This is a genomic window from Verrucomicrobium sp. GAS474 (assembly GCF_900105685.1).
GTDB lineage: Bacteria > Verrucomicrobiota > Verrucomicrobiia > Methylacidiphilales > GAS474 > GAS474.
The window spans coordinates 2,078,612-2,090,865 of the sequence record NZ_LT629781.1; the positions used below are offsets into that span (position 1 = coordinate 2,078,612).

Sequence of the window (12,254 nt, forward strand, 5' to 3'; positions counted from 1 at the left end):
TCCGGTAAGGGTTAAAGATTGGATATTGTCCTATAGGATTAGTATATTTTATGAAAAGAGCAAGGCTTTGTTTCAAAAAAAGAAAACAAACCGAAGAGCCCCAACCCGCTTCGGCGCCGCCAGCGCCAGGACGCGTGCTTCCTCCCAAGCGTTCCTCTCCCGATAGGAGTCTAGGCGTATTGGCCCTGTCTCTCCCTATCGCTCGTACCCTCGGGCGCTCCAGGAAGCAGCGGATTTTAAAACAGTTAGGAGACGAGGCGCCGCCAAAGCGCGTCCGCCTAGCTAAGGCCCTCAGAGGGGGAGGTTCGAGGAGGGGCGAAGCCCCTCTTGGGCTATAAAGCGGATCGCCTCCAGCTGTACAGGGTCGACCGCGCAAGCCCCGAAGGGCGCTCCGCCCCCCGACATCCAAAGAGGACCACCCCCCTACCTCGGAAACGAAACCGTCACCAACTCCACCATCTCCTCCTGATCCCCCCCCTTCCCCGCCTGCGCGACGACGTCGTACTGCGGTGCCGAGGCAGGAAGGAGGAACCCATCCCCCGGCTTGAAGCTCCGCTCTCCGATCTTCACCGTCCCGCGGGCGACGAAGTGGTAGTTGAAGCTCTGCTTGTTCGGGTTGTAGGTGCGGAACTCGCCCGGATAGAGGAAGACGCGGTGGGTGGCGAAGTAGGCCGATTCGACGACCCGCTCCCCGTGGGGCTGCGCGAAGAGGGGCTCGAAGTCGCCGTAGTCGATCGAGAGCTTCGACTCCTCGATGTGGAGGGCGCGGGGCTTGCCGTCCTTGTCGATCCGGCCCCAGTCGTCGACGCGGTAGGTGGTGTCGGAGTTCTGCTGGATTTCGAGGATGAGGTTTCCCGCGCCGATGGCGTGGACGCGTCCGGAGGGGAGGAACATCGCCTCGCCCGGCTCGGTCGGCAGCTCGTGGAGGAGGGCGGCGAGGCCGGGGGTGCCGATGGCGGCCTTGAAGGCATCGGCGGTGACGCCCTTCTTCAGCCCGGCGTAGATCTTCGCGCCCGGTTCCGTGTGGAGGAAGTACCACATCTCGGTCTTCGGCTCGCCCTTGAGCTGGGGGGCGATCGCGGCGGGGGGATGGACCTGGATGCTGAGGGTCTCGCGGCAGTCGAGGAGCTTGATGAGGATCGGGAAACGCTCGGCCTTCGGAGCGCGCTCGCCGAAGACCTCGGCGCGGGACGAGGTCCAGAGGTCGTGAAGGGTCCCCTTCGCCTCGGGAGCCTGATCGGGGTTCTCGGTGAGCGCGAAGAGGGGGCTGACGGCCTCGGGCCGGTCGACGACTTCCCAGCTCTCGCCGATGCGGTCGGGCGCGGGGAGGGTCCGTCCGTAGAGGCTGGCGAGGGCGGAGCCGCCCCAGATCCGTTCCTGGTAGATCGGGCCGAAGGTGTAAATCGTCATCCCGTCTTGCTAGGCGGAAATGTCGCGCAGGGCAAGTCGGAGGAAGCGCCTTACTTGAAGAGGTTGTTCAGGACTTTCTGGGCTCCGTCGATGACGGTCCCGGCGTTTTTCTGGACGGTTTCCTGGACCGAGTTGAAGGCGGCCCCGGTGAGGCGCGGGGTCAGGTCTTCCTTCACGTCGGAGACGGTGCCGCCGATCTGGACGACGGTCCAGACGTAGTCCCCGCGCTCCTCGGTGAAGACCTGGGTGCGGGCGCCGGGGATGAGGGAAAGGTTCCCCGGGGGGACGCCGAGCTTCAGCGTGCCGGAGAGGGCGTCGGTCGGCGGGCCGAGGACGTCGTCGCCGATCTGGCCGTCCTCGACGCGGATGCAGCCCTGCGATTCGATGATGATGTTCCGCGCCTCGCGCCGGGCCGGGGTGAGGGTGAAGTCGAGGGAGACGGTCTGGAATTTCAGGTTCTTGTAGCGGGCGTCCTGGGTTCCCATCGCGATGTAGGTCTGGGCGGGAAGGCCCTGGAGGGAGGCCCCGGCGAGGCTCGCCTTGCCCTCGATCTTCCACGGGGCGTTCGGCGTCGCGGCGCGGGTGAGGCGGAAGGCGCTGTCGAGGTCGCCGACCAGCTTCGGCTTCCAATCCTCGGGGAGGAGGGGGGTGAGGGGGAAGGCGGCGACGTTGAACTGGAGGTCGAGGTCGGGATAGTCCCCGAGGCCGACCTCGCCCGAGGCGGTGACGGCCCCCTTCACGCCGTTGCTCCCGTTGCGGAACTCCGACCGGGTGATGTAGAGGCGGCCCGAGTTGATGCGGAGGGTGAACTCGGTGACCTTCAGCTGGGGTAGGAGGGCGATGCCGAGGGTGCCGCCCTTCGCGTCGACGTTCCAGTTCGTGTTCGTCTGGTTGTCTCCGCTCTTCAGGATGACCTGGAGGTCGGAGAGGCTGCCGCCGCCGCCCAGTTCCTTCGGCCACGTCATGTTGAGGGTGGCGACCTTGATCGTGCCGAGACGGACCTGGCCGGAGGAGGCGTCCGCGGTCTTGGAAGCCGCGGCGGGAGTGGGCGCGGCCGCGGCGAGGGGGGCGTCGGGGACGGCGGCGGAGGGGACCGAGGCGGGGACTTCCTTCAGGCTGAGGAGGACCTGGCCGATTTCGAGCATCGGGATCTCGAGCTTCCCGTGGAGGGCGGCGGAGAAGCCGATGTCCGCATGGATCTCGCGCAGGGAGAGGCGGTCGACCGAGGAGGCGGCCGGGCCGGTGGCGGTGAAGCCGGGGGTGTAGACGGAGAGGCCCTGCCAGCGGAAGGGCTCGAACTGGCCCTTCACGCCGAGGGCGTCGGAGACTCCCTGGGAGACCTTCGTCCGGAATTCCTCCCCCGCCAGGTAGCGGTTCAGCCAGACATAGCCGGTGATGCCGACGCCGACGAAGAGGACCATGACGAGGACGACGCCGATGAGGAGCCATTTAGCGGACTTGCCGAGCTTCATAGAAAAAATGGGGGGAGTGGGGAAATATAGACCAGGATGGGAAAGGACGAAGGCCCTATTTTCCACAAGGCGGGGGAAAAGGAAAGAATCGCCTTTTCGTTATGCTTTACTCTTATCTTTCCGCCTCGGAGGCTGCTTAGAAGGTTGACTCCCGCTGGCGGGCGGGACATCGTAGAATGTAATGGCTGCAAAGACGCCTTCGCGGGTTTTAACGGTTTTGGTTGCCTGCTGCGTCTCCGGTTTGTTCCCGGGGTTCACGGCGGGTTTGAGCTCGGCCCAGGCCCAGTCGACCTGGAATCCCGGCAGCGGCGGCGGCATGGGAGCCAATCCCCAGCCCGCTCCGCAGCCCCAGCCCTTCGCGACGAGCTCCAACTCGAATCAGGGCGGCGGGAACTCGAATTCGGGTTCCAACAATAACAGCAAGCAGTCGAACAGCGACATCCCGATGTTCGATCCCGGGAGCGATGTGATGGCCTGGAACGGCCAGCACTGGAACGTGAACAACAACCGGATATTCCGCGCCCGGCTGGAGAAGTTCCTCAACGCCCCGGAACAGAGCCAGGAGGAATACGCCGCCTACCAGGGCTACATCAAGCAGATCATCGAGCTGATGTCGCCGCAGAACGCCTCTTCGGCGAACATGGACAAGGCCTGGGCTCTCCTCCACAAGGCCTCCGATTACTCGATCGACGCGAACCTCTGCGACGGCCTCGCCGCGGCGATCCAGGCCGTCTGGCAGACGCAGAACCAGCAGGACCGCCTCGACGCCTCGGCCTCGGCTCTGGAGGAGCAGCGGAAGCAGCTCGAATGGAACGCGAACGCGACGCTCAGCGACGCCGGTTCCTTCCAGTTCGCCCGGAACAAGGAGCAGCTGGAGGCGGTGAAGGAGGAGCGCCAGCGCCTCGCCCTCCCCTACGTCCAGCGCCTCGCCGAGGTCAACGCGCAGATGACCTTGAACAAGGCGAAGGGGGAACTGAGCGGGGCCGTCGCCCGCGTCCAGATGCAGTCCCTCCTGGTCCAGCTCTTCATGCAGCGCCGCTTCCAGCACGTGATCATCGGCGACCTCTTCTACCGCCAGCTCTTCCCGGACGGCGAGGGGAAGCTCCAGCTCTCGAAGGACGCCGAGTCGCTATTTTCCCAGGGCTCCGGGCTCCCCTCCGGGATGTCCCCGACGGTCTCGACCCTCGACACCCTCGCCCGCGAGGCGATCCGCGACGTGAAGGAAGGGGTCCAGGCCTTCACCTTCCTCCTGGAGAAGAAGGAACTGGCGAGCGCCTCGGAGCGCCTCGCCGAGGTCTTCGCCGAGGGCGAGTACATGCCCGAGGTCCGGAACATCTCCCGCGACCAGAAACGGCAGACCCTCACCTTCGTCCAGAAGCAGAACGAGCTCCTCTCCGCGATCGACGTTAAGGATTTCACCCGCGCCGAGGCGCTGACGAACGACCTCACCGCGATGGCCGCCGACTTCGATTCCTCCAAGCCGATGGCGGTGATCCAGACCTCGAAGACCGTCGCCGGGATGCACCTCGCGAAGGCGAAGGCGGCGGCGGCGGGCGGCGACCGGGCGACCGTCGAGGCCGAGCTGAAGGAGGCGACCGAGATCTGGCCGCGCAATCCCGACCTCGCCTCGGTCTCGAAGCGGATCTTCGACGGGGCCGACGTCCAGCTGCAGGCCCTCAGCGACCTCGACCGGCTCCTGAGCCAGCACAACTACCGCCAGATCTTCGACGACCGCGGGAAGTACATCGCCGTCACCGCCCTCTATCCCGACAAGCAGCCCCAGCTCCAGAAGGTGCTGGAGGAGGTCCAGACGATCGAGATGGCCATCGTCCGCTCGACCGAGGTCGAGAAGCGCGGCGACTACGTCGGCGCGTGGGAGGGGGTCGAGAAGACGGCCGAGCAATACAAGACCGATCCGAAGCTCAACCAGTTCCGCGCGCAGCTGACGACCGAGGCGGCCGACTTCGTCCGCACCGTGCGGACGGCCCAGGACCTCGAGAAGAAGGGGCAGATCGGTTCCTCCCTCGCCTGGTACCTGAAGGCGCAGAAGCTTTATCCGCCGAGCGAGTTCGCCCAGGACGGCATCGCCCGGCTCTCGCACAAGATCCTTCCCGAGAGCGCGAACGGCGGGGACGCCGCCGCCGTCGATTCCGGGGCTCCCTCCTCCTGAGCATGGCCTGAAGCATGAAAAATCGTCTTCCCCTCCGAGCCGCCTTGCTGGCGCTCTCCCTGCCGCTCTTCCCGGCCTCCTCGGTCCGCGCCGACGACTCGACGATCGCCCCGGCCCCGCCGCGCTGGCTCTGGACGGCGAACCTTCCCGGCGGAACGGTGAAGGTCCATGTGCAGCGGATCATCTCGGTCAGCTTCTCCCGCTACACCGTCGAGGGGGGCTTCCGGGTGACGGAACTCGTCGTCGACACCTACGGGAACAATTCGATCCGCATCTACGCCGTCGAGAACGGCGTCGAGGCGTCGAGCCCCAACGGGATGGCGAAGACCGCCGTCGGGGCGCTGCAGGACAAGGTCGAGGCGGCGGCGAACCACGCGGCGGCGGCGGTCGGCGGCGGCGACACCCTCTCCGACCTCACCTCGACGATGGTGATGAAGAAGTATCCCGAGGCGACCCACGCCCACACCGTCGAATACCGCGTCTCCAAGCCGAAGGAAGTCTACGACATCTATCGCAGCGCCGACAGCGCGTGGGAATCGGGCCAGGGCGGCACCTACACCACGGAATCGGGCCCGCTGGTGATCCAGTAGCCCATAGCCCATAGGCCGCAAGCAAGAGCGCCCCGTCCGCCCCGTTTTTTCCATGCTCGAACTGCGCGACGTATCGATCGAGATCGAGGGGGACGACGGCCCGCGCCGCCTCCTCGACAGCGTCTCGGCGAAGTTCCGTCCCGGCGAGTTCTGGGCCGTGATCGGCCCCTCGGGCTGCGGGAAGAGCACCCTCATCAAGACCGTCGCCGGGCTGCTGGAGAACACCGGCGGGGCCGTCTTCTGGCAGGGGCGCGACCTCGACAAGGAGGGGGACTTCGCCGTCGGCGAGCTCGCCTACGTCCCCCAGTTCAGCATCGCCCACGAGTCCCTCACCGTCGACGAGAGCATCGCCTACGCCATCCGCCTCCGCGTCGCCGGGCTCTCCTCGGCGCAGCGCGCCCAGCGGAAGGAGCGGGTGTTGCGGGAGACCGGCCTCACCCCCTTCTCCGACCGTCCCGTCCGGGTCCTCTCCGGCGGGCAGCGCCGCCGCCTCGCCCTCGCCCTCGAGTTGATCAGCGATCCGGCGATCCTCCTCTGCGACGAGGTGACGAGCGGCCTCGATCCCCGTTCCGAGGACGAGATCGTGGCGCTCCTCGCGGGCCTCGCCCATGGCTCCGGCGGCGGCGGGGCCGACCGCCTCGTCCTCAGCGTCACCCACAGCCTCCGGCAGGCGGAGCTCTACGACGGCGTCGCGGTCCTCTTCCAGGGGCGGGTCGTCTTCCTGGGGAAGGGGACTCTCCTGACCGAATACTTCGGCATCGCCCACCACGAGGGGGTCTTCAACCGCCTCTCCGATTACGAGCCCGAGCAGTGGGCCGAAGGCTGGCGCCGTTACGCGGCCGAGGTCGCCGCGGCGCTGGAGGGGATGGGCGAGGTGCAGCAGGTGCCGCCCTCCGTCTCCGCGGCATCCGAAGCCGACGCGCCTCTCCCCGATAATCCCGACGGCGAAACGAAGGAGATCGCATGAGCGACGACGCCGTTCCTTCATCTTCTCCGGCACCCGAGTCGGCACCCGAACCGGTGGCCCAGCCTAAATCGAAGCCGCCGAAGGCCCCGGCCAAGGCCAAAACCAAGGCTCCCGCCAAGGCCCCGGCGATCCGCCGTCCCGATGCGGTCACCCAATTCGTCTTCGTCCTCCTCCGGCGGATCGTGATCTTCTTCAAGGTCCCGTCCCAGTGCTGGCTCCAGCTGGCGCTCATCCTCGCCTTCCCCCTCCTCGTCGTCCTCTTCGTCTGGAACGGCCTCCCCCAGACCCAGAACATGAGCATGACGTCGGGGAACGACATGCTGACGCAGCTGAAGGAAGCCGCCGGCTACACCGAGGAGGCGGCCCGCATCGGCGGCCTCGTCTCCGGCCTCGTCATGATCCAGGTGGTGCTGCTGGGGCTGATGGGCTCGAACAACGGCGCGCGGGAAGTCGCCGGGGAGCGGCTCCTCTTCGAGAAGGAGAAGCTGGCCGGGCTCCGTCCGGGGAGCTACCTGCTGGCGAAATCGACCTTCGTCTTCACCCTCGCCTTCGTCCAGTCGGTCTGGATGACGATCTTCGTCTACTTCGTCGGCCAGTTCCCGGGCGACCTCCTCTCCCAGTTCGTCTCCCTCTTCCTGACCAACGCGGCGATCAGCTCCGTCTGCCTTGCGATCTCGTGCTGGGCCCCGACGGCGGAGCAGGCCTCGATGATCTCGATCTACCTCGTCGGCTTCCAGCTCCCGCTCTCGGGGGCCGTCCTCGCGCTGCCGGAGCCGCTCGGCTCGATGGTCCGCCCCTTCATCGCCTCCTACTGGGGCTGGTCCTCCTACCTCCAGACGATCCAGGATACCCGCTTCTACGACATGGTGAAGGCCGTCGCCCAGACGCCGCTCTCCTCCTCCTCGCTCTGCTGGTGGATGTTGCTCGGCCACATCGCCGTGGGGCAGATCTTCGCCTGGCTCGGCTGCGTCCGCAGCCGCTGGAGCGACGGCTAGATCATGGCCCGATTCCGAGTTCTGTCTTGTGGCCGGTCTTTCCCGCCACTACCCTCCTAAGACCCGCTTCTATGGCACGCAAGGCTCGCTCGAAGATTTCCGTCAGCACCCTGATCCTCGTCGTCATCCTCGTCGCCGCCGGGATGGGCGGCGGGGCCTACGTCTTCAAGCAGACCAGCGATCCCTACCGGACGATCTCCCCGCTCGACCTCCCCGCCTACCTCGACAACGCGAACAGCCTCCGGGGGAACAGCTACAAGGTCGAGGGGACCGTCGAGAACTCCCTCGCCTGGTCGCCGACGAAGGGCCGCCTCATCTCGGTCATCGTCGGGGACAACGGCGTCGTCGCGATCTTCGTCCCGGCCAAGTTCAACTACCTCAATCTCCAGAAGGGCCAGCGTTACCAGTTCAAGGTCGAGATCGGCAAGGACGGCGTGATCGAGGTCACCGACATGAGAAAGGTCTAATCCCGTGGCCCGTCCCGGTTTCCTTCTCGCCCGCGCGGTCGTCCTTGCCCTTGCCCTCCTCGGTTCTGCCCCCTTCCTCCCCGCCGCCGGGGCCGCCCCCGTCCACGTCGCCCTCGTCCCCATCCATGCCGGGGAGTATGCCGACGCCCTGCTGGCCGGGGCGCAGAAGGCGGCGAAGGACCTCGCCGGGACGGGAGGGGAGGCTCCGACCGTCGAGGTCTTCCTCCCTGCGACGGCCGACGTGGCCGGGCAGACGCAGGCCATTTTGAAGGGGGCTTCCGCCGGTTGCGCCGGGATGATCCTCTCCCCGGTCGGCGGCGCGCGGAGCCCCAATTTCCTCGGCCGGATCGAGGAGGCCTTCCGCAGCGGCTGTACCGGCATCGTCGTCGACGCCCCCTTTTCCTCCCCCTACATCGCGGGATTGGTCGGGACCGGTTTCTACCAGTCGGGGCAGGAGGCCGGGGCCTTCCTGGCGAAGCGGATCGGCGGGGACGGCGGCGTCCTCATCGTCGGCGATCCGAAGGCTTCCCTCGGCGTCTCCCAATTTGAAAAGGGGATGATCGAGGGGCTCCGGCTCTATCCCAACGCGCTCGCGATCACCTCCGGCGACCTCGCCCAGGGGATCCCCGGCGTGGCGGCGAGCGAGGTCGGGCCGATCCTGAAGCGGCTCGGCGGGAAGGTCGCGGCCCTCTGCGTCGCCGATCCCGAGGCGTGGCCCGAGGTCGCCCGCGCGTTGAAAGAGGCCGCCGCTGCCGCCTCCAACGGCGGGAACGGGGCGAAGCCGGTGGTCATGGTCTACGGCAACCGGAAGGAGACCCTCGCCGCCCTCGGCGCGGGGGAGATCGACTCGGTCATCGCCGATTGTCCCTACCTCATCGGCTACCACGCGATGAAGGGGGCGGTCGCCGGGGCGCGGGGGAAGCCCGTCGCCGCCCAGCGCAATGTGGCGACGAAGATCATCACGACCGACAAGCTGGCCGATCCGAAGATTGCAGAGTTCCTCAATCCCGAGGTTTCCGGGGTCGGCCTGCAGGAAGAGCGGGCGGCGCGGCCGATCCTGCTCGATCCGTAAGCCTTAGTGGGCCTTGAGGCCCGAGACGGCGGAAAAGATGCCGGTGATCATCGAGAAGGCGACGACGCCGACGACGAGCGCCATCACGAGAACGATCGTCGGCTGGATGATGGCGGTGAGGCGCTGGATCTTGATGTTCAATTCCTTGTCGTAGCGGGTGCCGATTTTCTCCAGCGAGGTCGAGAGATCGCCGGTCTGTTCCCCGACGGCGACCATGTCGATCAGCGTCGGCGGGAATTCGCCGACGCGCTGGAAGGCCCGGGAGAGGGTTCCCCCTTCGCTGACCATCGCCACGACGCGGGAGAGCTGCCCGCGCAGATGGGTGTTCCCCGTCGCCGCCTCCATGAGGCGGAGGGCATTGAGGAGGGGGATGCCGCTCCCGACCATCGTCGCCAGCGTCTGGGAGAGCTGGACGTAGTAGCGGGAGGAGATGACGGCGCCGACGAGGGGGAGGCGGAGCTGGGCGCGGTCCCACCAGGCGCGGCCCTCGGTCGTCTGGATATAGCTCCAGAAGCCGAAGGCGAGGCCGCCCGCGGCGAGGGCGACGGCCCACCACCACGTGGCGATGAAGTTGCTGGAGAGGATCAGGAGCCGGGTGAGGAGCGGCTGCTCGGTCCCGGTCTTCGAGAAAAGCATGGTGAGGTTCGGGACGAGGACGACCATGAAGACGACCATGAGCCCGGCCCCCGCGAGGGTCATGAAGGCCGGATAGATGAGGGCCTGGATGACGCGGCTGCGGAGTTCCTGCATGGCGGCGAGGAAGCGCGACTGCCGCCGGAGGATCTGCGGGAGCGCGCCGCTCAACTCGCCCGCCTCGGCGAGGCGGCAGTAGAGCTCGCCGAAGCTGGCCGAGGTCCGCCGCAGGGCGACGGAGAAGCTGACGCCGTCCCGGATCTCCTCGCGGAGCCGGGCGACGACGCCCTTCAGCTTCGTCAGCTCGCTCCGCTGGGACATGAGGCGGAGGGCGGGCTCGAGCTGGAGCCCGGCGTCGAGGAGGTCGCTGATCTCGTCGGTGAAGTGGACGATCTGGGTGGCGTTCAGCGCGAGGGAACCGGCCTCGGCGAAGGACGAGGCGGGATTGCGGTCGGGATCGTCGGCGGCGGTCCCTGCGCCTGCGCCGGTCCCGAGGGGCTTCGGACGGACGGAGATCGGCTGGAGGCGTCCGGCCTCGAGCTTGTGGAGGGCGTCGCCCCGGGACTTCGCCTCGATCTCGCCCGAGGTGCGGGCGCCGCGCGCGTCGACGGCCTGGTAGACGAATAGGCTCATCGGTTCCTCTTGCCGTTCATCCTATTCGTCGGCCAGCGCCGCGTCGGCGGAGGTGACGCGGAGGACTTCCTCGATGGTCGTCTTCCCGGCGGCGACCTGCCTCCAGCCGTATTGGCGGAGGCTGATCATCCCCTCCTCGGTCGCCTTCGCGCGGAGGACGTTGGCCGATTTCCGCTGGGTGATGAGGTCCTGGATGGCGGGGGAGATCTCGCAGATCTCGAGGAGGGCCATCCGGCCCTGGTAGCCGGTGCGGCGGCAGGCCTCGCAGCCGACCGACTTGAAGATGGTCCCGCCCGCGTGGGCGGGATAGCCGATCTCGGCGAGCTTCGCGACCGATTCCTCCGCCGGTTTCTTGCACCGGGGGCAGAGGACGCGGACGAGGCGCTGGGCGAGGAAGGCGCGGACCGAGGAGGAGACGAGGTAGGGATCGATCCCCATGTCGACGAGGCGGACGATGCCGCCGATCGAGTCGTTCGTGTGGAGGGTGCTGAAGACGAGGTGGCCGGTGAGGGAGGCGCGGATGGCGATCTCGGCGGTCTCGACGTCGCGCATTTCGCCGATCATCACGACGTTCGGATCGCCGCGGAGGATGCTGCGGAGGCCGGTGGCGAAGGTGAGGCCGATCTCGGGCTTCACGGCGATCTGGATGACGCCGGGGAGCTTGTACTCGACGGGGTCCTCGATGGTGACGATGCGGCGGGCCTGGGTGTTGATCGTCGAGAGGCAGGTGTAGAGCGTCGTCGACTTGCCGGAGCCGGTGGGGCCGGTGACGAGGACGATGCCGTTGGGCTGCTTCAGCAGGCGCTCGACGATGGCGAGGGTCTCGGGCTCGAGCTGGAGGCGCTCGAAGTTGAACTGCTCCTGGCCGAGGAGGCGGAGGCTGACCGATTCCCCGAGGACCGAGGGGATCGTGGCGACGCGGACGTCGATCGGGCGGCCTTCGAGCTCGAGGTTGATGCGCCCGTCCTGGGGGAGCCGCCGCTCGGCGATGTCGAGGTGGGCCATGATCTTCAGCCGGGAGATGACCGAGTCCTGGAGGAGCCGGATCTGGGTCGGGACGGGGGTGGCGTGGAGGACGCCGTCGACGCGGTAGCGGATGCGGAGGTCGTCCTCCAGGGGCTCGATGTGGATGTCGGTCGCCCGCTCGCGGAGGGCCTCGCGGATGATCTGGTTGACGAAGCGGACGACGGAGGCCTCGGAGTCCTCGGCGTCGAGGACGGTCGTCTCCTGCTTGAGGTTCGAGAGGGCCTCGTCGATGTCGCGCCCCTCGAGGATCATGTCGAAGATCTCGGCCCCGACGCCGTAGCTCTGGCGGAGGCCTTCCTCGATCTTCGTCCGCGAGGCGAGGACCCACTGGACCGGTTCCCCGAGGGCCTGGGCGAGGCTCTGCCGGGCGATCCGGTTATAGGGATCGTGGGTCAGGAGCTTCAGCGGGCCGTCGTCCTCCTGGACGGGGAAGAGGCGGTGCTGGACGGCGAGGCGGACGGGGATCTTTTCCCGGAGCGGGGCGGGGATCGGCGGGAGGATGTCGCCCCACCAGGGGATATAGAGATGGGTGGCGAGGGACTGGAGGAAGGCGGCCTCGTCGACGATCTTCGCGTCGAGGAGGGCGTCGATGACCGAGTGCTGGCGGGTGGCGGCGTCGAGGCAGACCTCGGCGATCTTTTCCCGGCTTCCCGCTCCGCCGAGGGCGGCGGCGATCTCGACGATCTCGGCGAGGCTGGCCGTCATCCGCCGTCTGGGGGCCGGAGCCGGGGCGGACGCGGCGGGGATTTCAAGGGGGGTGGCGGACATGGACGGGGAGGTCTCTCTCTAGATAGCCCCTGTTTCCCTCCGAATTCAAAT

General features: G+C 67.4%; 10 protein-coding genes. 6 read left to right on the forward strand and 4 right to left on the reverse strand.

The genetic code is table 11. From position 1 onward, the window contains the following. Nucleotides 1–423: 423 nt before the first annotated feature. Both BLU04_RS08625 and BLU04_RS08630 read right to left on the reverse strand, forming a co-directional pair. Nucleotides 424–1,410: a type I phosphomannose isomerase catalytic subunit gene (locus BLU04_RS08625; RefSeq protein WP_093284711.1), complete on the reverse strand. Its 987-nt coding sequence runs from the start codon at nt 1,408–1,410 to the stop codon at nt 424–426. 50 nt (nt 1,411–1,460) lie between these two features. Beyond that, complete coding sequence (locus BLU04_RS08630) at nt 1,461–2,882, reverse strand: hypothetical protein (RefSeq protein WP_093284713.1); 1,422 nt, start codon at nt 2,880–2,882, stop codon at nt 1,461–1,463. A gap of 265 nt (nt 2,883–3,147) precedes the next feature. Between BLU04_RS08630 and BLU04_RS08635 the strand changes: the two genes are divergently transcribed. The 6 genes from BLU04_RS08635 to BLU04_RS08660 all read left to right on the forward strand — a co-directional run bounded on the left by BLU04_RS08635 (nt 3,148) and on the right by BLU04_RS08660 (nt 9,143). After that, on the forward strand, nt 3,148–5,052 hold the full coding sequence (locus BLU04_RS08635; RefSeq protein ID WP_093284715.1) for a hypothetical protein: 1,905 nt from the start codon (nt 3,148–3,150) through the stop codon (nt 5,050–5,052). Nucleotides 5,053–5,066: 14 nt separating this feature from the next. Beyond that, nucleotides 5,067–5,642 (forward strand): hypothetical protein, encoded by a 576-nt coding sequence (locus BLU04_RS08640; protein WP_157895222.1) that lies wholly within the window; start codon nt 5,067–5,069, stop codon nt 5,640–5,642. Nucleotides 5,643–5,694: 52 nt separating this feature from the next. Next, nucleotides 5,695–6,609, forward strand: coding sequence for an ABC transporter ATP-binding protein (locus tag BLU04_RS08645; RefSeq protein ID WP_093284719.1), 915 nt, complete (start codon nt 5,695–5,697; stop codon nt 6,607–6,609). Continuing rightward, a complete protein-coding gene (locus BLU04_RS08650) occupies nt 6,606–7,604 on the forward strand; it encodes an ABC transporter permease (protein WP_093284721.1) in 999 nt (332 codons plus the stop codon). The genes BLU04_RS08645 and BLU04_RS08650 overlap by 4 nt, the downstream gene beginning before the upstream one ends. Nucleotides 7,605–7,675: 71 nt before the next feature. Further along, a complete protein-coding gene (locus BLU04_RS08655) occupies nt 7,676–8,071 on the forward strand; it encodes a hypothetical protein (protein WP_093284723.1) in 396 nt (131 codons plus the stop codon). Between the two features lie 4 nt (nt 8,072–8,075). Continuing rightward, a complete protein-coding gene (locus tag BLU04_RS08660; protein WP_093284725.1) occupies nt 8,076–9,143 on the forward strand; it encodes a substrate-binding domain-containing protein in 1,068 nt (355 codons plus the stop codon). Nucleotides 9,144–9,146: 3 nt separating this feature from the next. On the opposite strand, the gene BLU04_RS08665 is transcribed toward BLU04_RS08660, so the two are convergent. Both BLU04_RS08665 and BLU04_RS08670 read right to left on the reverse strand, forming a co-directional pair. Beyond that, complete coding sequence (locus BLU04_RS08665) at nt 9,147–10,409, reverse strand: type II secretion system F family protein (protein ID WP_093284727.1); 1,263 nt, start codon at nt 10,407–10,409, stop codon at nt 9,147–9,149. Nucleotides 10,410–10,430: 21 nt separating this feature from the next. Continuing rightward, nucleotides 10,431–12,203, reverse strand: coding sequence for a GspE/PulE family protein (locus BLU04_RS08670; RefSeq protein WP_231964848.1), 1,773 nt, complete (start codon nt 12,201–12,203; stop codon nt 10,431–10,433). Nucleotides 12,204–12,254: the final 51 nt, after the last annotated feature.

Coding starts and splice junctions, on each gene's coding strand:
- BLU04_RS08655 (WP_093284723.1), top strand. CDS start 7,676: ATGGCACGCAAGGCTCGCTCGAAGATTTCCGTCAGCACCCTGATCCTC.
- BLU04_RS08630 (WP_093284713.1), bottom strand. CDS start 2,882: ATGAAGCTCGGCAAGTCCGCTAAATGGCTCCTCATCGGCGTCGTCCTC.
- BLU04_RS08670 (WP_231964848.1), bottom strand. CDS start 12,203: ATGTCCGCCACCCCCCTTGAAATCCCCGCCGCGTCCGCCCCGGCTCCG.
- BLU04_RS08645 (WP_093284719.1), top strand. CDS start 5,695: ATGCTCGAACTGCGCGACGTATCGATCGAGATCGAGGGGGACGACGGC.
- BLU04_RS08640 (WP_157895222.1), top strand. CDS start 5,067: ATGAAAAATCGTCTTCCCCTCCGAGCCGCCTTGCTGGCGCTCTCCCTG.
- BLU04_RS08665 (WP_093284727.1), bottom strand. CDS start 10,409: ATGAGCCTATTCGTCTACCAGGCCGTCGACGCGCGCGGCGCCCGCACC.
- BLU04_RS08650 (WP_093284721.1), top strand. CDS start 6,606: ATGAGCGACGACGCCGTTCCTTCATCTTCTCCGGCACCCGAGTCGGCA.
- BLU04_RS08625 (WP_093284711.1), bottom strand. CDS start 1,410: ATGACGATTTACACCTTCGGCCCGATCTACCAGGAACGGATCTGGGGC.